Annotated in this window: 22 protein-coding genes; 4 read left to right on the top strand and 18 right to left on the bottom strand. The window is 68.5% G+C overall.

Features of this window, described 5'->3' with window-relative positions; genetic code table 11:
* Positions 1–37 precede the first annotated feature (37 nt).
* The 10 genes from EV645_RS07885 to EV645_RS07840 all read right to left on the bottom strand — a co-directional run bounded on the left by EV645_RS07885 (position 38) and on the right by EV645_RS07840 (position 11,543).
* The gene (locus EV645_RS07885; protein ID WP_130441208.1) at positions 38–1,102 is read right to left on the bottom strand and encodes a PP2C family protein-serine/threonine phosphatase; all 1,065 of its coding nucleotides are present in this window, start codon (positions 1,100–1,102) and stop codon (positions 38–40) included.
* Entirely contained in the window at positions 1,087–3,429 is a 2,343-nt protein-coding gene (locus EV645_RS07880; protein WP_130441206.1) for a serine/threonine-protein kinase, read from the bottom strand. The genes EV645_RS07885 and EV645_RS07880 overlap by 16 nt, the downstream gene beginning before the upstream one ends.
* Entirely contained in the window at positions 3,426–4,541 is a 1,116-nt protein-coding gene (locus EV645_RS07875) for a hypothetical protein (RefSeq protein ID WP_130441204.1), read from the bottom strand. Before EV645_RS07875 ends, EV645_RS07880 begins: the two co-directional genes overlap by 4 nt.
* Entirely contained in the window at positions 4,538–5,539 is a 1,002-nt protein-coding gene (locus tag EV645_RS07870) for a glutamate ABC transporter substrate-binding protein (protein WP_130441202.1), read from the bottom strand. Before EV645_RS07870 ends, EV645_RS07875 begins: the two co-directional genes overlap by 4 nt.
* Entirely contained in the window at positions 5,536–6,861 is a 1,326-nt protein-coding gene (locus EV645_RS07865; protein WP_130441200.1) for a hypothetical protein, read from the bottom strand. The genes EV645_RS07870 and EV645_RS07865 overlap by 4 nt, the downstream gene beginning before the upstream one ends.
* Positions 6,858–8,294, bottom strand: coding sequence for an AAA family ATPase (locus tag EV645_RS07860; protein ID WP_130441198.1), 1,437 nt, complete (start codon positions 8,292–8,294; stop codon positions 6,858–6,860). Before EV645_RS07860 ends, EV645_RS07865 begins: the two co-directional genes overlap by 4 nt.
* A complete protein-coding gene (locus EV645_RS07855) occupies positions 8,291–8,887 on the bottom strand; it encodes a hypothetical protein (protein WP_130441196.1) in 597 nt (198 codons plus the stop codon). The genes EV645_RS07860 and EV645_RS07855 overlap by 4 nt, the downstream gene beginning before the upstream one ends.
* 31 nt (positions 8,888–8,918) lie before the next feature.
* Complete coding sequence (locus EV645_RS07850; RefSeq protein WP_130441194.1) at positions 8,919–10,178, bottom strand: toxic anion resistance protein; 1,260 nt, start codon at positions 10,176–10,178, stop codon at positions 8,919–8,921.
* Positions 10,179–10,299: 121 nt separating this feature from the next.
* Positions 10,300–10,755, bottom strand: coding sequence for a dihydrofolate reductase (locus tag EV645_RS07845; RefSeq protein WP_130441192.1), 456 nt, complete (start codon positions 10,753–10,755; stop codon positions 10,300–10,302).
* Positions 10,752–11,543, bottom strand: coding sequence for a thymidylate synthase (locus EV645_RS07840; RefSeq protein ID WP_130441190.1), 792 nt, complete (start codon positions 11,541–11,543; stop codon positions 10,752–10,754). The genes EV645_RS07845 and EV645_RS07840 overlap by 4 nt, the downstream gene beginning before the upstream one ends.
* Before the next feature lie 131 nt (positions 11,544–11,674).
* On the opposite strand from EV645_RS07840, the gene EV645_RS07835 reads away from it, so the two are divergent.
* Positions 11,675–12,355 carry a peptidyl-tRNA hydrolase gene (locus tag EV645_RS07835; RefSeq protein ID WP_130441188.1) on the top strand — a complete coding sequence of 227 codons (681 nt, stop codon included), beginning with the start codon at positions 11,675–11,677 and terminating at the stop codon, positions 12,353–12,355.
* Here the strand turns inward: EV645_RS07835 and EV645_RS07830 are convergent.
* From EV645_RS07830 to EV645_RS07810, 5 genes are read right to left on the bottom strand one after another with little or no spacing between them, the layout of a single operon-like run.
* Positions 12,340–13,008, bottom strand: a complete 669-nt coding sequence (locus tag EV645_RS07830; RefSeq protein WP_130441186.1) for a DUF6928 family protein — start codon at positions 13,006–13,008, stop codon at positions 12,340–12,342. The genes EV645_RS07835 and EV645_RS07830 overlap by 16 nt on opposite strands.
* Before the next feature lie 10 nt (positions 13,009–13,018).
* Entirely contained in the window at positions 13,019–13,606 is a 588-nt protein-coding gene (locus EV645_RS07825; protein ID WP_130441184.1) for a dihydrofolate reductase family protein, read from the bottom strand.
* 2 nt (positions 13,607–13,608) lie between these two features.
* Positions 13,609–14,208: a dihydrofolate reductase family protein gene (locus tag EV645_RS07820; protein ID WP_130441182.1), complete on the bottom strand. Its 600-nt coding sequence runs from the start codon at positions 14,206–14,208 to the stop codon at positions 13,609–13,611.
* A 3-nt stretch (positions 14,209–14,211) separates the two neighbouring features.
* A complete protein-coding gene (locus EV645_RS07815) occupies positions 14,212–14,682 on the bottom strand; it encodes an SRPBCC domain-containing protein (protein ID WP_130441180.1) in 471 nt (156 codons plus the stop codon).
* Complete coding sequence (locus EV645_RS07810; RefSeq protein WP_130441178.1) at positions 14,679–15,005, bottom strand: ArsR/SmtB family transcription factor; 327 nt, start codon at positions 15,003–15,005, stop codon at positions 14,679–14,681. Before EV645_RS07810 ends, EV645_RS07815 begins: the two co-directional genes overlap by 4 nt.
* Positions 15,006–15,208: 203 nt before the next feature.
* On the opposite strand from EV645_RS07810, the gene EV645_RS07805 reads away from it, so the two are divergent.
* Genes EV645_RS07805 through EV645_RS07795 form a run of 3 tightly spaced genes read left to right on the top strand, consistent with a single transcriptional unit; the run spans position 15,209 to position 16,550 of the window.
* A complete protein-coding gene (locus EV645_RS07805) occupies positions 15,209–15,433 on the top strand; it encodes a hypothetical protein (protein ID WP_130441176.1) in 225 nt (74 codons plus the stop codon).
* Complete coding sequence (locus EV645_RS07800) at positions 15,433–15,915, top strand: Clp protease N-terminal domain-containing protein (RefSeq protein WP_130441174.1); 483 nt, start codon at positions 15,433–15,435, stop codon at positions 15,913–15,915. Before EV645_RS07805 ends, EV645_RS07800 begins: the two co-directional genes overlap by 1 nt.
* Positions 15,915–16,550 carry a DUF998 domain-containing protein gene (locus EV645_RS07795; RefSeq protein ID WP_130441172.1) on the top strand — a complete coding sequence of 212 codons (636 nt, stop codon included), beginning with the start codon at positions 15,915–15,917 and terminating at the stop codon, positions 16,548–16,550. The genes EV645_RS07800 and EV645_RS07795 overlap by 1 nt, the downstream gene beginning before the upstream one ends.
* Here EV645_RS07795 and EV645_RS07790 read toward each other — a convergent pair.
* The 3 genes from EV645_RS07790 to EV645_RS07780 are packed head-to-tail and all read right to left on the bottom strand — an operon-like array spanning position 16,547 to position 18,869.
* Complete coding sequence (locus EV645_RS07790; protein WP_130441170.1) at positions 16,547–18,064, bottom strand: multicopper oxidase family protein; 1,518 nt, start codon at positions 18,062–18,064, stop codon at positions 16,547–16,549. The genes EV645_RS07795 and EV645_RS07790 overlap by 4 nt on opposite strands.
* A complete protein-coding gene (locus tag EV645_RS07785; protein WP_130441168.1) occupies positions 18,061–18,492 on the bottom strand; it encodes a hypothetical protein in 432 nt (143 codons plus the stop codon). Before EV645_RS07785 ends, EV645_RS07790 begins: the two co-directional genes overlap by 4 nt.
* Positions 18,489–18,869: a hypothetical protein gene (locus EV645_RS07780; RefSeq protein WP_130441166.1), complete on the bottom strand. Its 381-nt coding sequence runs from the start codon at positions 18,867–18,869 to the stop codon at positions 18,489–18,491. Before EV645_RS07780 ends, EV645_RS07785 begins: the two co-directional genes overlap by 4 nt.
* Between the last annotated feature and the right edge of the window lie 96 nt (positions 18,870–18,965).

Here is an 18,965-nt window from a genome sequence, read left to right as displayed (position 1 = left end):
TCTCGACTGGGGTTGTGGGGCGGGGAAGGTATTCAGGCTAGATGCGTGCGAGCGCGACGGTGATGTTGTCCTGGCCGCCCTGGGCGTTGGCCCAGTCGACCAGTGCGGACGCGGTGGCCTTCGGCTCGCCATCACACCCCGCAGCAGTCTGACGGACGAGGTCGGCCAGCGGTGCCGCCTCGGAGCAGTAGTTCCACAAGCCGTCCGAGCAGACCACCAGCCAGCCCGGCCCGGTGACGTGGAGCGTAGTGGTCCGGGGTGTGTGGTCGGGCGCGTCCTTGCCGAGCCAGCGGGTGATCGCGTGCGCGTGCGGGCCGGACTCGGCCTCCTCGCGCGAGACCCCGGTGGCGATCAGTTCGGCCGCCCAGGAGTCGTCGACGGTCAGCGCGACAGGCTCGGCCTCGTCCGGGAACCAGTACGCGCGGCTGTCCCCGACGTTGCCGGCTACGAGCAGCCCGTCCTCCAGGACAGCCGCCACGAACGTGCAGGACGCCGGGTTAGGGCTGTCCGGACTGGTGTTGTCGAGTACGGCGTCACTCGCAGCGTCAGCCGCCGCCTTGAGGCGAGCCGCGATCGCACTGCCCCGCGACGACTCGGTGCCGAGGCCCTGAGCGTGCCCAGCCTGCAGCACCTCGCACGCTGCCCGCGCAGCGGCCAGTGACGCCACGTCGGAGTCGAGCGATGAGCTGACGCCGTCGCAGACCACGAGCAGCGCCCGGCTGCCCGGCTCGGCGTCCGCCGCGATCGCCATCGCGTCCTCGTTCCGGCTGTGCCGGATGCCGCGGTCGCATACTCCGGCCACCCACGGTGCGGGCTGTTCCTCGAAGTGGTCCCGCAGCTTGGCTGCCTTGACGCCGCAGGTCTCGCAGTACCCGTCCGCGCCGACGACGCCGCCGCACGACTTGCACGGACCGACCTCCTCGACCGTGGCCGCGGTGATCTCGATCGTCGGCTCGGTGTCGGTGTCCAGCGCTGTCGAGCTCGGCGTGGTCGCCGGGGTGAGCTCGGCGCCGCAGGCCTCGCAGAAGCGATCGGTCTCGGACACCGGCCCGCCGCAGCTGGGGCAGACCGTCTCGGTCGTACTCGTCATCGCAACGTCCATCCTCGAACCTCGTTGGCCTGGTCGACCAGGGCGATCCGTTCCGGCCGGGTCTCGGCCTGGTCGGCCAGCAACCGGTAGGTCGCCTCGAGCCCGTCCCGCAGGGCCGACTCGGTCGCTGCCCGCCCGTCGATCCGCAGAGCCTCCTGCGGACCGGACTGCTGGACCTCGGCCAGCGCGGTCCGGAACACGTCCGCGGCCAGGTTGGCCCGGTCGACCGGGTCGATGGTCAGCGCGGTGATGCTGTCCATCGCCTGGGCGAGCGCGGGAAGGCCACGCCCCGATCCTGCCAGCAGACCGGCTCGCTGGCGACGGGCCCGTACATACGCGCCGCTGGTGCGGGGGACCAGGTCCAGTGCGCCGAGCGCACCGTCGAGGTCGTTGCGCGACGTGCGGATCGTGGCCAGGCCGAACGCGGACGGTGCGATGTAGTTGGCGTCCGTGCGTGCACAGGTCAGGTAGAGGCCTTCGGCAACGTCGTACTCGCCGCTCTGCTCACAGGCGATCGCCAGCGCGAGTTTCGGGCCTAGCTCGCCCGGCACCTGGCCGTAGACGGCGTTGAACGCAGACTGCGCAGCTGCCGAGTCACCGCGAGCCAGAGCGACCAGTCCGGCCATCCAGACCGCCCGCCACTCCCACGGGTCGGCGTTGAGCAGGTCAGCGACCGCAGTGTCGACCATGTCGTACCGCTCGGGTCCGACCTCCAGTGCGGCCTCTGCGACCTCCAGCAACGTCTGCGCGGACTGCTCCGGCGCGTCGATCAGCAGCTCGAGCCGCTTGGCCGCGTCCGGCACGCTGACGGTCTTCAGCCAGCCTGCCATCTTGTCGCTCTCGTCAGGCGCCAGCGACGGCAGTTGCTGCCACGGCTCTACTACGGTGTCGCCCAGCCCGGTCGACTTGTCACCTGGAGTGCCGAAGAGGAGCGACGAGGCGGAGTGCTGGGCAGCCTTGGTGCCTTGCTTGTCCGCCACGACCTCACGCAGTACGCCGAGGAGCTGTACCCGGAACTCGTCCGCTGACTGGAAGCGGTCCGCCGGGTCCTTCGCGCAGGCCTTCGCCAGCAGGCGGTACACCGAGTCGTACTTCTGGAAGAGCGGTACTTCGGCCACCGGCGGCAGCGAGTCGACGTACCGGCCCTGGTAGCCGCGGAACTCCATCGCCAGCACGCAGAGCGTCCGGCCGAGCGTGAAGATGTCCGAGGCAACGGACGGGCCGACCTCGGCGACCTCGGGCGCCTGGAAGCCGACGGTGCCATAGATGGCCGAGTCGAGGTCGTCGATCCGGCGGACGCCGCCGAGGTCGATCAGCTTGACCGCATCGCCGACCTGGATGATGTTGTCCGGCTTGAAGTCGCAGTACACCAGGCCGAGATCGTGCAGGTACGAGAACGCGGGCAGGATCTCCAGCAGGTACGCGATGGCCTGGTCGATCGGGAGTGCGTCGTACTGGCCGTTGTTGGCGGTCATCCGTTGCTTGAGCAACGTTTTCAGCGAGGTGCCGCCGACGTACTCCATGACGATGTAGCCGGCGCCGTCGTGGGTGACGAAGTTGTAGATCTCGACGATCAGCGGGTGCTCGACGCGGGCCAGGAACTGCTGCTCCGCGATCGCCGCCGCGACGGCGTCCGGGTCCTCGGAGTTCAGCAGGCCTTTCAGGACGACCCAGCGGCTGGACACGTTGCGGTCCTGAGCCATGTAGATCCAGCCGAAACCGCCGTGCGCGAGGCAACCGCGCACCTCGTACTGCCCACCGACGAGGTCGCCGGCCTTCAGCTTGGGTGAGAACGAGTACCGGCTGCGGCAGTGCGGGCAGAAACCCTCGGTCCGGCCGGGCTGGCCGTCGCGGGAGCGGCCGACCGCGTTGCCGCAGGTCGGGCAGTTACGGCGGTCCTCGGGGACCATCGGGTTGGCCAGGATCGCTTTGCTGGCGTCGATCGCGGGGATCGACGGCACGTGCGTCAGGCCGGCGCCGAGTCGTGCGCCACGCAGGCGGGTGGACGACGTACCGAGTTTGCGGGTCAGCTTCGAGCCGGCCTGGGCAGCGCGGGCGGAGCCGAGCGGTGTGGAGGCCAGGCGGTTGGACGCGCGCGAGACGGTCGAGACCGAGCTGATCGGGTCCGGGTCTGCTGCGGCTGCGCTGGGGCTGGACGATGCCGGGGAGCCGCAGACGTCGCAGTAGCCGTCGACGTACGTGCCGGTGCAGCCGGGCTGGGTGCAGGCACCGGCTGCCGGCGCGCTTGCTGCTTGGCTAGGCGCGGCGGGGGAGCCGCAGACGTCGCAGTACCCGTCAACGATGGAGCCGGTGCAGCCCGGTTGAGTGCAGGTCGTCATTTCGTCCCTTCCAGGTAGGCCTGGTAGGCCGCTACCAGTGCACCGAGGCGAGCCAGGTCCACCGGCTCCGCCTCGATCACCGTTCGGCCGCGCCGGTACAGCTCGGCGAGATCTTCGTTGCCCTTGGCAACACTTGCCGCCTTCACCTGATAGGCGTCCAGCAGTTGGCTCAGCTCGTCACGTTTCCCCAGCGCAGAGCCGTACGCCGCCTGCGCCTGTCCGAGAGCCCGCCGTACGGCGTCCAAGCGGGTCAGGTACTTCTCTAGCTCGGACGGCGTGTTGGGCACCGGTCCCAGCGCAGTGACATCCGGTACGGCGAGGCGCGGCGCCGGCGTCACCGTGGCGACGGCCTTGTCCGCGAGCGCGCGGACCGCAGTACCTTGAGCTTCGAGCTCGCCGCGCAGCGTCCGCGCTCGAGCGACGTCGGCGGCTCGTTCTTTGCGGGTGGCGGCGCCGACGATGAGGTCGCGTTCGGTGCGGGCGGCGTCGATCTCGAACGGCCCGATCAGGCCGCCGATGTCCGCGCCGCGTTTGTTGCGGTCGGCAAGATCTGTGAGGCGGCGATCGAGGTCGTGGTGATGCGCGAGCGCCTGGTCGCGGACGTTGGCGGGCTCCAGCTTCACCAGGTCGCTGATCCGCTCGACCTGCGCCCGCAGTTCTCGCAGCCGTGCGGCCAGGTCGGCGTCACCGGGGTCGAGCGCCAGCTTCGCGCGCAGCGTCGCCGCCAGCGCATCCGACAATTTACATGCCTCAGGCAACGAGACCGCGAGTGATCCGCCCGCGCCGCCGGCATCCAGCCCGCCCCAGATCAGTGCTGAGATCCGCTCGGTCTCCGTCGGTCCGACGCGACCCGAGTCCCACGTCACCAGGATCAACTCGTACCGATCCGACACGGCCTTCCACACGGTCATGCTGAGCACAACATCCGCACTCAACGCATCCGCGTCCGGCGAGTGCAGCGCAGCCTGGTCGAGCTCGTCCAGCTCAGCCTTCCGCCGATCCCGCCACTCCCCGAGCGCACCGAGAAACGAAAGCAGCTCCGTCGCCGGAACACTGCTCCCCATCCGCCCCGGCGGCGCCGGCGCGGAGACAGTCGGCGTACGAACGGTCATTGCTTCACCGGGACCCGGCCGTAGATCGCCTTCGGCGGAACCGGGGCCGGCCCCAGCGCCGCCTTCAGCCACTTGTCGTAGGAGATCTTCCAGGCGCCGCTGTCCTTCATCTGCTGGAGGACGACGTTCACGAAGCGGACGAACTCCGGGTGCAGCAGGCTGACGCCCAGGCCGTACGGCTCCTCGCTGAAGCGCTGTGTTGTGATCACCCGCGCATACGGGTCTTGTGCGGCGTCGCCGGCCAGGACAGTGTCGTCGCCGCTGATGCCGTACGCCTTGCCTTGCTGGAACAACACCAGGCAGCCGGTGTCGGTGTCGGCGGTAATCGGCACGACCTTCGGGTTGGCCTTCTTCAGGTTGTCCAGGCTGGTAGAGCCTGCGGGCGCACAGATGGTCTTGCCGGACAGTTCCTGGACGCTCTTCTCCGGCGCATCCAGAGGCACCAGCGTCTTCTGCCCGGACCGGTAGTACTCGGCCGAGAACGCGATGTCGTGCCAGCGGTCGCAGTTGATGGTCATGTTCCGGGCCACGATGTCGACCGGATTGTTGGTGGCCTTCAGCGACGGGATGCGCTGCGGGCTGGAGATGACCCGGAGCTCGACCCGCCTCGGGTTCGTCGGCGCGTCCGGGAAGATCGCCGCCGCGACCGCGTTGATCATGTCGATGTCGAAGCCCTGGATCTTGCCGGTGATCGGATCCCGGTAGCCGAGGTTGAGGCTGTCCGCGGACACGCCGGCGATGAGCCGGCCACGCTTCTGGATCTCTTCCATCCACGAACCGGCAGGCATCGCGCCGCCGGGAGCCGGCGTGCTGGAATCCGGTGCGTACGACGCAAGCGCGTTCAGACCGTCCGTGCACGGCCTAGGAGCCACCGGCGTGGTCGACGTGGTCGGAGCAGCCTGGGGCTCGGCCGGAAGTTGGGTGGCCGCATAGTTGCCGGAGCCGCAGGCGGTGAGGAGGAGGGCGGTGGCGACGGCGATCGGGATCAGCTTTTTCATCGGTACTCCTCCAGGCGTTGGGACATGCCCCAGGCGACCAGTAGGGCGGCGAGGATGCCGATCGGGAGGCCTAGCCAGCCGAAGAAGCGGATGCTGGATCGGGCGTCGGACAGTTTGGTCGAGACGTCGTCGCTGGTGGACTGGAGTTGGCCGGCGGACTGGGTGTCGAAGGCCTTGAAGGTCTCGACGGAGTTGTTCGCGGACTTCGACGTACCGACGGCGATGTTCACGGCCTCGTCCCAGTTGCCACTGGTGTCGGTGTCGCGCACCTTCTTATGGACGGCTTTGTACTCGGACCACAGGCCCTGCAAGCCGTCCGTCGTACCGGATGCCTTGCCGAGCTGGTCGTCGACCGTGGCAGATGCGGTGTTGAACGCCTTGTCGAAGGCGTCGCCGGAGCCGCGGGCGATCAGGGTCAGGCTCTCGTTCGAGCGGGCGTCGTACGCCGCGATCCGGGCCGTCGACAGCGCCAGCGTCTTCGCGTAGGAGTCGGACCGGGTGTCGGATGCGGCGCTCGAGGCCGACGAGAGTGAGACGCCGCCCATGATCGTGACGATCAGGACGAGCGCGGCGCCGACCACGATCGGGATGTTCAGATAGCGATGCGTACGCCGAGCCAGCCAGCGCAGCGTGATCCCGAAGACCACCAGTGCCAGCAGTCCGCCGACGAGGACCCAGATCATCCCGCGTCCGACGCCGTTGAACTCCGTATCGACCCGCTTCTCGTTGGCCTGGACCAGCGCGTTCACGAGGGGGAGCGAGTCGTCCTGGAGCACGGAGTTCGCGTCCCTCAGGTACTGCGATCCGATCGGCAGGCCTTGGCGGTTGTTCGCGCGGGCCTGCTCGATCAGGCCGTTGTAGGTGATCAGCGTGGTGTTCAGCTGGCCGAGGACGTTCTGGTCGGCGGGCTGGGCGGTGGAGGCCTCGGAGATCAGCCGGGCGGCCGCGGCCATCGAGTCGACGAAGTGCTGGCGCTGCGCGGGCGGCTCGAGACCGCCGACCAGGAAGGCGTTCGTGGCGTCGGCGTTCGCGCTGACCAGGTTGGTGTGGATCCCTTGGATCCGGACCAGTTGGGCGGCGTTCGCTTCGGCGCGCTCCAGGGCGCCGTTCGACTGGGCGTGGCCCTGGGCGGCGGCGATGCCGAACAGGATGCTGACCGCTGCGGCCAGGATGAGGAAGGTACGCATGCGGCCGGGGGTGCCCTGGAACCATTGGGCGATGGCGTTGCGGCGGCTCGCGGTCCGGGCGGCCGGCTGCGTCGTACCGGCGGGTGGGGCCGGCGGCGACCAGGTCGCGGGCGGCGCACTCTGAGTCTGTGTCACGCCTGATCTCCTTGGTCTTCGTCTCCGGTTACGTCCGAAGATGTGAGGGCTGTAGCACTCGGATCTTCGGACGCAACGGGTTCGGGCTCGTCGGTGAGGTCTTCGGGGAGGATCTGACGCAGCTGGTCCGTGGTTGGTGCCGTGACGTCGCGGAGGCGCCAGGCGTGCCGGCCGATGGCGGCTTCGAGGACGTTGCGGGCGAAGCGGCCGTTGCCGAACGAGCTGTCCCGCGGCGTCGCGACCAGGATCTCCCGGAACTTCTCCAGCGACTCGGGGACCAGCTCGTAGTCGGCCGCTTCGCTGAGCCCGGTGAGGATGTCGCTCAGCTCCTCGTCCGTGTAGTTCTCGAACTCGATCGTGGTCCGGAACCGGCTCGCCAGCCCCGGGTTCGCGGCGATGAACGCCTCCATCGGCTCGGGGTACCCGGCAACGATCACGACCAGGTCGTCGCGCCGGTCCTCCATCTCCTTGACCAGCGTGTCGACGGCCTCCCGCCCGTACTGGTCGGCGCCGGTGTCACCCGCAGTCAGGCTGTACGCCTCGTCGATGAACAGCACGCCACCCACCGCCGACGCGACCACCTCAGCCGTCTTCGTGGCGGTCTGCCCGAGATAGCCGGCCACCAACTCCGACCGGTCCACCTCGATCAGTTGCCCCTTGGAGAGCAGGCCGAGTGCCTTGTAGATCCCGCTCACCAGGCGCGCAACGGTCGTCTTCCCGGTCCCCGGATTGCCCACGAACACCAGGTGGCGCGTGATTGTCGGACTCTTCAGCCCCGCCTCGGCCCGCAGCTTCTCAACCCGCAGTACGGCGACCTGCCGGTGCACCTCCCGCTTCACCCGCGCCAGCCCGGTCAACTCGTCCAGCTCAGCCAGCAGCTCCTCAACCGTCTTCGCCGGCTCAGCCGCCACTTCCACGGCCTCCACCGCCTCCGCCTCCGCTTGGGTTGTGGCAGCCGGTGCCGCAGTCGGGCCAGTCGCTGGTCGGGCTGCGTCAGCACGTGGGGCCATCAGACCAGCGCCTACCTGCAGCGTGCGTGCGCCCGCGGCCTGCAGTTGTGCAGCAGCTGCCACGGATGCGTTTCCCACAACCCGCATGGTGGGCTCGCCCAGCGTGCACGCCGCGGACGCGATCTCCGCCAGCGCTTCGGCGTACGCCGCCTTCTCCGGGGAGCTGCTGGCGATCAGCTCGGTCAGCACCGCGGTCGGCGCGCCCCGCCAGCGTCGTCCACGGACCGCGGCGTCGAAGAAGTCCTGCGTGGTCCCGCCAGGCACGGCCTTGGCCCAGTCCGAGGGCGCGCCTGGCGCCGACTCGGCCAGAGCGGCGGCGAGTGAGAGCGCCTCGGTGCGGGCCTGCTCCTCGGCGACGCCGGCACGAGCCGCGACGGTCAGCAGCCCGGACAACGCGTCCTGTAGTCCCCCCGCGGTGCTCATGACCCTCCTCGTCCAGGTGGTGGTGCCAGTGGTCCCGCCGGGCCTGTGCTCGGCCCGAGGTCCGGTGGCGGGGTCGATTCGGTCGGGCCGAGAGCCAAGCCTCCGCCGGTGGAGCCGGTGCCGAACTTCTCCTGCAGGAACCTGCCGTGAGCGATCAATGCCGCCGCGTCGGCCCGGTTCACCGCGTCGAACACCTTGTCCATCGTCGCGGCCAAGAGGTCCAACTGATCGATCAGGATCATCAGCGACGTCTTGCCCCGGTCGACAGGCCGCGTGTCCGCCCACTGCCGCGGCAGGCGCAGGTACCCGCCGATCGCCTCCGGCAAGTAGTCGGTCGCCGTCGCCATCACGGAGTACGCCTGTGCGCTGCCGCCCAGGTTGCCGAGCCGCGGGATCGTGTCCCGTACGACGCGGACCACGCGGCCGACCCGGGACGCGACGACGGCCGGTACGGCGCCGTTGGCAACCAGTTGCTCGACGCGGACCAGGGACGCGAGCAGGTCCTCGGTGGTCGGCGGACGGGGGACCGCGGCAGGTTCGGGCGCCTCCTGCTTGCGACCGGTCAGCCGCGCGAAGAAGTCACCGAGTGCCATGCAGTTTCCCGTCCACCGGCCGAGGCCGGAATCAGCGACCCAGGTTCAGGTCGAGGCTGCCGTGCACGACCTGCTGGTTCTGCTGGGCGACGCGGTCCAGGTAGCTGCGGGACTTGGTCACCTCGGTCTCCAGCGTGCCGATCGTGGCGGCCATGTTGTCCAGGGCCTCGACCTTGAACGTGTCGATCGCGTCCATGGTCGCGTAGATGTTCGCGAACGCGGCCTGCAGCTGCGGCAGCCCGATCGTCGCCGACGCGGCCTGCTGCTGGATCGCCACCGAGTTGTCCCGCAGCATCTGCGAGGTGCGCTCGATCATGCCGCCGGTGGTCGTGTTCAGCGCGGTGATCTGGTCCAGCACGAGCTTCTGGTTGCCCAGCGCCTGCGCCACGATGACCGCCGTACGCAGAGCCGAGACCGTGGTGGTCGACGCGCGGTCGACGCCCTTGATCAGCTCGATGTTGTTCTTGATCACGATGTCGATGGCCAGGTAGTTCTGGATCGACACGGCCAGCTGGGTCAGGATGTCCTGGTGCTTCTGCCGGACGTAGAACAGCACGTCCTCGCGGAACGCCTTCGCCTTGTCCGGGTTCGTCGCCTCGAGTTCCGCGATCGCCGCGGACAGCCGCGCGTCGAGGCGCTCGGCGACGTACACGTACTGGTTCAGCCGGGTCATCGCGTCCCAGAGGTTCTGCTTCTCCAGGTTCAGTGCGGCGTTGTCCTTGCCGAGCTCGTCCTGGCCGTTGCGCAGGCTGTGCAGGATGCCTTCGAGATGGGTCTGCGCGCTCTGGTACTTGCGGAAGTAGTCCTCGATCTTGTCGCCGAACGGGATCATCCCGAGCAGCTTCTTCGGCCCGGTGGCTTCCTTCGGGTCCAGGTCCTCGACGGTACGACGCAGTTCGAGCAGCGTCTTGCCGACGGTCGAACCCTCCGACAGGCCACCGCTCTGCAGCGCCTTCACGGGCTGCTGCAGCAACCGGTTCGAGCTCTCGGCCGCGGCGCGGATGTCGACGTCACCCATGCTGCGGACGTCACTCGCCTTCGCCGCGAACTCCGGGGACCGCGGCTCGGCCGCCATCAGCGAGGTCAGGAACGTGTCGACCTTCGCGTCGAGCCCCGGCAGCGCGGCCGCGTCGACGGAGGGCGCCATACTCGGCGCGGCCGTCTCGGCGACAGGCTGTGACGGCGGCGGAGCGGTCAGTATGAGCCCCGGCGCGGTAGCCGTGGGCGGCTGCAACGGCGCCTGCGCCGCGGCCGCTTGAGCGGCGCCTGCTGTGTTGTCTGCCTCGGTCATCGTCGTTCCCCTCCGGTGGCCTCCGCGAAGCGTCCCCGCGCCCGCGCCCTGTCACCTCCGTGACGCGCACACAATCTAGTCGGTTCCAGGTCCCTGTGGTTGGCCTGTTGCCTACTCGTTGTTAGCAGCGACGGTAACTAACGAAGCTGAAGCCGTCGCGGGGGTCGCGGGCGGTTTCCGACCAGTCTGCCGCGCTGATCGGCGGAAACGTAACGTCACCCTCGGGGGATTGGTCGACCTCGGTGAGTTCGAGGGTGTGGGCGCGGGGGAGAGCCTGGCGGTAGATGTCGCCGCCGCCGGCGACGTACAGGGTGCCGTCGTACTGGAGGGCTTCGTCGAGAGAGTGAGCCACGGCGACGCCGTCGGCGGACCAGTCGGGCTGGCGGGTGACGACGACGGTACGGCGGCCCGGTAGCGGGCGGCCGATCGAGTCGTAGGTCTTGCGGCCCATGACGAGCGTGTGGCCGAGCGTGAGCTGCTTGAACCGTTGCAGGTCCTCGCGGATGCGCCAGGGCAGATCGTTGTCCCGCCCGATCACGCCGTTGCGGCCGACCGCGGCGATCAGGATGACGCTCATACGGCGATGGGCGCCTTGATCCCGGGGTGCGGGTCGTAGCCGATCAGCTCGACGTCGGCGATCTCGTAGCCGTCGATCGAATCGCGCTTGGCGAGTTGCAGCGTCGGCAGCGGGCGCGGCTCGCGGGTCAGCTGCAGGCGGGCCTGGTCGAGGTGGTTCAGGTACAGGTGTGCGTCGCCGAGCGTGTGTACGAAGTCGCCCACCTCGAGCCCGGTCTGCTGCGCGACCATGTGGGTGAGCAGCGCGTACGACGCGATGTTGAACGGAACGCCCAGGAAGATATCGGCGGACCGCTGGTACAGCTGGCAGGAGAGCCGGCCGTCCGCGACGTAGAACTGGAACATGGTGTGACACGGCGGCAACGCCATGTCGTCCACGTCGGCCACGTTCCACGCGCTGACGATGTGGCGGCGCGAGTCGGGGTTGTTCTTGATCGACTCGATCAGCTTGGCGATCTGGTCGACGTGCCGCCCGTCCGGCGTCGGCCAGGAGCGCCACTGGTAGCCGTAGACGGGACCCAGCTCACCGTCTGCGTCGGCCCACTCGTCCCAGATCGAGATGTTGTTCTCGTGCAGCCACTTGATGTTCGTGGAGCCGCTGAGGAACCAGATCAGCTCCCCGATCACCGACCGCAGATGCAGCTTCTTCGTCGTCACCGCGGGGAAGCCCTGGGTGAGGTCGTACCGCGACTGGTACCCGAACACACTCAACGTGCCCGTCCCGGTCCGGTCCCCCTTCTCCGCCCCGTTGTCCAACACATGCCTCAAGAGGTCCAGGTACTGCCGCATGGCGCCAACTTACACCGGGGTGGCGGATCTCCAGGCCATCACAATTGCGTCCGACCGTCGTGTCCCCGCTCAAGCCCCGCGGTGCGTGGCCTTTGTGATGGCCTGGGGATCCGCACTGGCAGACTCGCGGTGTGGAACACGTGCTGACGTTGGTGGTCCGGGTCGAGAAGAACGCGCGGCCGGCGCAGACCGACGCCTTGGAGACGGCCGCTCGCGCGGTGCTCGCGATCCTCGCGGACGAGCGGTCGTTCGGCGAGGGGGAGTGGGCCGAGGCGATGACGTCCTGGCAGGACGACCGCATCCGCAAGATCGTGAAGCGGTCTCGTGGGGCTGAGTGGCGCCGGGCCGAGGCGCTGCCGGGGATCACCGTGCACGGCCGCGGGGTTGGCGCTGAGGAGCCGGAGGCCGCGGCCGCTCAGGTTCGGGTGTTTCCGCCGACGCCGATTGATGTGGTGCCGGCTGAGATCGCCAACCTGCAGGTGAGTGGGACGGACTTCGTGGACGCCCGGGAGCTGCCACCGGTCGAGGCCGGCGTACCTGTGCTCTGGGTGAATCCGGAGCTGGAAATGTCCAGCGGCAAGGCGATGGCGCAATGCGGTCACGCCGCGCAACTCGCGTGGTGGGCGCTGTCCGACGAGGCCCGCAAGGAGTGGGAGGCGGCGGACTTCGCGTTGGCCGTTCGTACGGCGACCTCCGCGCAGTGGACGCAATTGCTGCGGAGCGGTCTCCCCGTGGTCCAGGACGCCGGCTTCACCGAGATCGAGCCAGGCTCCCGGACCGTGATCGCCGACCACCCTCAACTCAGGCGATAACCCGCCAGCACGATCCGCTCCAGGTCCGGCGCGTTGTCCGGAGGCATCCCCTCGTACACGAAGCCGAACAGCGCGCTCAGCGCGTCCTCGCCGAGCTCCAACGGGTTGAAGTTGAACGGCTGCTGCTTCACCGCGACGGGCCGGTCGACGACCACGAACTTGGTGAATTCGGCCCAGTCGGCATCGTCCTCTTCGGCCCGCTCGCCGGCCCAGTACGGCTGCTCGAAGGGCAGCGGATCGCCGATGTTCTCCAAGATCCCGTCGTCCGGCGACAGGCTCAGCGACCGCCGCAGTACGCCGTTCTCCCAGACCGCGTAGGCGAACCAACCCACGACGCTGTGCATCGCATGCAGGTAGACCGTCCGCCCCTGCGCCTCGTCGATGAACCGCTGAGGCAGCTTGGAGGGGCATTCCTGAGCAGCCTCTTCGGTCAGGAGCACGGTGAGCCCGGGATAGACCGCGGCGTACACCGTCCCGTCTTCCGGATTCGACTGCTCTGCGAGAGTGCCGTCCTCGAAGGAGATCACGCTGGCGCCCGGATGGAGCCGTTCGACGAATGCCCGCGTGGCGGTGCGGTCCTGCGGCGGGTGTTCACGGAGTACGTCGGCGATGTCCGCTTCGGCGTACATGATCATCCAGTCCTTGGCGCCCATGCGGGACTTTCTACCGGATGACGCGGTAGTGCAGGTGGGTGACGCGGTCGCCTTCGACGATTCGGGGGTTGTCGAGGAGGACCTGCGGGCCGACGTACTCGCCGAAGAACTTGACGCCGGTGCCGAAGAGGGCCGGGACGACGTTGTAGGCGATCTCGTCGACGAGGCCGGCCGCGATGGCCTGGCCGGTGAGGTTGCCGCCGGTGATGCTGATGTCCTTGTCGCCGGCGTAGTCGCGCGCCTGCGTGATCGCTTCCTCGATGCCGTTGACGAACGTGAACGGCGCGTCCGGGAACGGCCAGTCCGTCGGTGGCTCGTGGGTGACGACGAAGACGTGCTCGCCGACCGCCGGTACGCCGTTCCACCCGTTGGTGATGTCGAACAGCCGGCGTCCGATCACGCACGAGCGGACGTTCGGCCAGGTCGCGTTGATGTAGTCGGCGCTCGCCTGGCTGAGGTGGAACGGCCGGCCCGGGTCGGTCCCGTAGACCTCGACCGGGCCGTTGTTGTACCAGTCGAACAGCGGGCCGACCCCGTCCTCGGTGTCCGCGACGAACCCGTCCAGCGATACTGCTGCGGTCGCGATGACGTTGCCCATGGCTACTTCACCACGCGGTAGGTGAGGTGCTGCGCGGCCGGCGTCGACACAGCCTCGATCAGCTCCAACGCGTACGACGGTGCGGCGTCTGCCGGGAACAGCCGGGTCCCGCTCCCGAGCACGACGGGCGCCAGGTGCAGCCGCAGTACGTCGGCCAGCCCGGCCGCGAGCACCTCGTGACAGATCTGCCCACCGCCCATCACGTTCACATCCTTGCCGCCAGCAACTTCTCTGGCCTGCGCGACCGCCTCCGACGGGCTGCCGACGAACCGGAACCGGTCGCCCAGCCGGGTCTTCTCGGGCGCCGTGTGGGTGACGACGAAGACCGGCGGATTCACCTCCCCGGTCGGCTTCGCGCCGTACCCCATCTCGTCGCTCCACCCCTTCGGGCCGTCGATGATGTCGAACAGGTTCCGCCCCTGGACGACCGCGCCGGTCGCCTCGAAGGCGGCGTCCAGTACGGCGCGATCCGCGTCGGTGCCGTGGAAGACCCAGTCGTGCAGGGCCATGCCGCCGTCGCCGAGGCCGTTGTCGATTCCGACGTTGGGGCCGGTGACGTATCCGTCCAGTGACACCGAGATTTCCACCACGACCTGGCTCATCGGTCAGCTCTCCTTCGCAAGCAGCTCGGCGAGACGGTCCATCGAGTCGTTGATGCCGTGCTCCATGCCGTGCTCGATGAACTGGTCCCGCGACTCGATCGACGGGAAGACCGACTGCTGGTGGAAGCGGACGCCGGTCCCGGTCGGCTCGAGCGTCAGCTTCTCGATGCACACCTCGCCCGGCGCGCCTTCCCACTCGAAGGTCTGGATGATCATCTTGTCCTGCTCCACGGTGTGGAAGACGCCGCGGAACGCATACTCACCGGACTCGTCGCGGTGGATGTAGCGGTAGGCGCCGCCGGTGCGGGCGTCGTACTCCTCGACGGTGGCGTCCAGGTCGCGCGGGCCGAGCCACTCGGCGACCAGGTCGCGGTCGGAGATGATCCTGAACAGTTGTGCCGGCGTGGCGGCGAACTCCCGGGTGACCTCGACGAACGGGGTCCCGGTCGGGGTGTTGATGACGGTGCCGGTCATTGGTTCTCCTTCAGTAGTGCTTCCATCCGGCGGAAGCGGCGTTCGGTTTCGAGCCGGTACTCGTCGATCCAGCTCGTCAGTGCTTCGAGGGCCGACGGCACCAGGTGACACGGGCGGCGCTGGCCGTCCCGGCTCCGGGTGATCAGCCCGGCGGCCTCGAGCACCTGGATGTGCCGCGACACCGCCTGCTTGGTGATCGGGAACGGCTCGGCCAACTCGTTCACCGTGGCCGGTCCGCGCGACAGCCGCGCGATCATCGCCCGCCGGACCGGGTCGGCAAGTGCCGCGAACGACCGATCGAGCTGATCATCATCAACCATCATGTTTATCAACCATTCCCTTGATCAACCAACACGTTGACCATACCCAGACCCCGCCCCCGCCGTCAACCCTGGGTGGGTCAACCCATCGCGTGGTGGGTTCGCGCCCCGGAGTACCGGCGGCGAACCCACCACGCGATAGGTGAACCCACCTGCGGTTAGCAACCTGGGTTGACAGATCGGGGTTGTCAACTTAGGTTGCTTGCATGACCGAGTTGGTGGATCCCGAGGACCCCGCGGCCGGGCTGGCCGCGGTGGTGGCGTTGCGCCGGCTGGCCGACCGGCTGGAGGACAGCCAGGTTGAGCGCGCGATGCGGTCCGGCTGGAGCTGGGCCGAGGTGGCCGAGGTGCTGGGGGTCACCCGGCAGGCGGTGCACAAGAAACATGCCCGGCGGCTGCTCGCCGCCGGCGTTGCCCTGAGGAGGCGCTGATGTCGACCGATGTTCGCTCGATCCTGGTGCGGTCGGCCCGCGCCGAGGCCCGCCGCGACGGCTCCCGGACGATTGAGGCCGAGCATGTACTGCTCGCGCTGGCGGGGCTGCACGATTCTGCGGCCGCGCAGTTACTGGCCGAGGTCGGCTTGACCGAGGACGCGATCCGGACCGCGCTGAATCGCGAGTGGGAGCAGAGCCTCGCCGTTGCCGGGATCGCGGTCCGGATGGGGTTGTTGCCAGAAGCAACACCCGAACAAGGCCGTGACCCGCATATCGGCGAGTCGACCAAACTTCTGCTGCACCGGGCGATGGACGCCGCGCCGAAGCTGGGCGGCGGCCGCATCGGCCCGATGCGCATGCTGGTAGGTCTCCTCGCCACCGAACGTGGCCGCGTGGCTCGCGCCCTCGAGGCCGCCGGGGTAGACCGCGCCGCCCTTCGAACCAGGGCCGCCGAAGCATTAGCGGCAGGCGCGCGCTGATGGCCGCGCCGGTCATCGAGCGCCGGACCCTGACGGATCGGCTGTTGGCCTGCGGCCTGATTGCCGGCCCGCTCTTCGTGGTCGTCTTCATGCTCGAGAGTGCGTTCAAGGGCGCCGGGTACAGCGCGCTTCGCCATCCGGTCAGCTCACTGTCACTCGGTGCCGGCGGGTGGGTGCAGGTCCTGAACTTCCTCGTCGCGGGCGTGCTCACGATGGCGTTCGCCCTTGGCGTCTGGCGATCCGGCCATCGCGCAGGCGCCGTACTGATCGGTGTCTGGGGAGTCGGGCTGCTCGGCGCGGGTGTGTTCACGACCGACCCGGTGAGTGGCTTTCCCCTCGGTACGCCGGCGACGTCCGACTACACCACCTCCGGCGCACTGCATGACGGGTTCTCGTTGCCGGCGTTCTTGGCTTTGTTCGTTGCGCAGATCGTTCTGTCCCGCGGCAACGGCCGAAGGTGGTTGGTGTATTCGTTGCTCAGCGCAATGGCCTATCTGGTCTGCTTCTTCCTGGCCAGTGCTGGCTTCAACCAGACGGCGGGGCTGGTCGCTGTGGGCGGGTTGTTCCAGCGGCTCGCGGTTGTCGTCGGGTGGGGGTTCACGGTCGCGCTCGCGGTGCGGTTGCGTCGTACCTAGATCGTTTCGAAGGCGGCCATCATCGCCATGTCCTCGTGTTCGAGGTTGTGGCAGTGGATCAGGTACTTGCCTTTGTGGGCGGTGAACTTCACGAGTACCTCGACAACCTCGGCGGGGCGGATGTCGACGGTGTCCTTCCAGCCGTGGTCGTACTCCGCGACCTTCGTCTTCCCGCCGCGACTGAGCACCTGGAACGGCGCGAGATGGACATGCACGGGATGGTGTACGTCGGTGACGAACGTCCAGATCTCGTACTGATCCAGCTTCACCTGCGCCTGCATGACCGCGGGATCGAACGCCTTCCCGTTGATCGTCCAGCCCCGATGGTCGCCGGCGCTGCCGCGGCGGAACCGCCACTCCCGTCGGACGACGCCGGTCGGCCGGGGCGTCACGGCGTACGACGAGAGCTTGGCCGGGATGTTGCTCTCGTCAACGGCCTTGCGAGCGACCTTGAAACGCATGATGTTGGCGATGTTGTCGAGCTTGTTGACCAGCGTCACCTCGTCGCCCGGGTGGTACTGCGAGAAGTCCACGATCACGTCGAACCGCTCGGCCGGCGCGATCACGACGGTCTGGTGTTCGAGCGGTACGTCGAGCAGTCCGCCGTCGCTGCCGATCTGGACGAACTTCGCCGGTCCGTTGCTGAAGGCAAGCTCGTACCGGCGGGCATTGCTGGCGTTGAGGATGCGGAAGCGGTACCGGACGGCGTCGACCTCGTGCACCGGCCACGGCGCGCCGTTCACCAGCGTGACGTCCGCGACCACCCCTTCCATGTACGCCGGTTCGACACCCGGCCCGTCCTTCGCGGCGGGGTAGAGGAACGAGCCGTCGGCATCGAAGGCGCGGTCCGCGATCACGAGCGGGATCTCCCGATCACCCTTCGGGAGCGTGAGGTTGTCCTCTTCGTCGTCGCGGATGAGGTGCAGTCCGAACAGGCCCCGATAGACCTGCGGTGCGGTGTAGTCCATCGTGTGGTCGTGGTACCAGAGCGTCGCGGCGCGCTGGGTGTTCGGGTACGTGTACGTGCGTTTGCCCATCGTCATGTCGCCGCCGGCCATCATGTGGTGTTCGGTGTGGCCGCCGTTCGCGGGCATGATCAGGTCGAGGGGCCAACCGTCGCTCGGGGCCGGCGTGTGGCCGCCGTGGAGGTGGACGACGGTCGACACGTCGAGCTCGTTGACCTGCTCGACGACGGTCGTGCGGCCGCTGCGTACGTCGAAGGTCGGTCCGGGGAACAGGCCGTCGTACCCCATCACTTCGGTCTTGAGGCCGGGGAGGATCTCAAGGCTCGCTTTGCGCTGGACGACACGGTAGTAGTCGGCCTTCGCGTCCGAGCGGATCGGCTTCTTGACCGGCGGGATCGGGAGCGGGACCTGGAACGGTGCGGGGAGTTTCGCCTTGCTGCGCAGGAGTTCTCCGGCCTGGGCCGGCTTCGCCTCCTGTCCGCAGCTGGTCAAGGTGAGGGCCGCGCTTGTGACGGTTGCGGCCAGGAAACCTCGGCGGGACATCTTCATCGCTTGGCCTCCCGGCGACTCAGGCGTGCGGTGCGGCGGAACGACCAGACCGTCATCCAGACGACGGCGGTCACGATGGCGGTCCCGAGCGGGATGTGTACGGCGAAGTTCTGCAGGTAGCCGAACGTGAGCTGGACGAACTCGGCCACGACGAGTACGGCGGACGCGATGGTCGGCCAGAGCCGGCCGCGACCCGCGATCGTGTAGCACGCGGCGACGATCGTCTGGAGGAACGCGACCATCCAGACGGATCCGCCGACGGTCGCGTGGATGTCGGTCATCGCGTCGACGTTGCCGGCCAGGAAGTAGCCGGCGGCGATCGGCTGGGCGATCACGAGGACTGCGTGCACGACGAGCGTGATGCGGAGCAATTGGAGGGTGGCGCGCGGACGCCGTACCTTGACCGGCTGGTCGATGGTCGCCGTCATGCCGCCACCTGCTCACGGCCGGCCGGCCGGCGACGGTTGATCCAGAAGGCGAGGGCGACTGTGGTTGCGACCAGTGCGATGCCGAGGGGGATGTGGATCGCCAGTTGCCGGCTATAGCCCATCGAGACCTGGACGACCTCGCCCACCCAGATCAACAGGCTCACTGCGGCCGCCTGCCACCGCCCACCGGCTCGCCACCAGATCGTTGCCACCAGCAACTGCGCGAGACCCAGGAAGACGATCGCGAGTCCGGTCGGCTCGTGCATCCGCATCCCGCCGGGCGAACCGTCCAGGTAGATCCCCGCGAACACCGGCTGCAGGCAGATCACCACCGCATGCAGCCCGGCCGTCACCCGGAGCACCATCAAAGCCTTCATGTAGACAGACAATAGTAGTGTGTCTACATGTAGCGCAATCAGGTATCCCCCGGAGTCGGCGGGTGCTGCGGTGGGGTTTTGTCGGTGTCGTCTGGC

The sequence above is a fragment of the Kribbella rubisoli genome, assembly GCF_004217145.1.
GTDB lineage: Bacteria > Actinomycetota > Actinomycetes > Propionibacteriales > Kribbellaceae > Kribbella > Kribbella rubisoli.
Note: the sequence above shows the minus strand (reverse complement) of the source record. Positions and strands in the feature narration are given on the sequence as shown.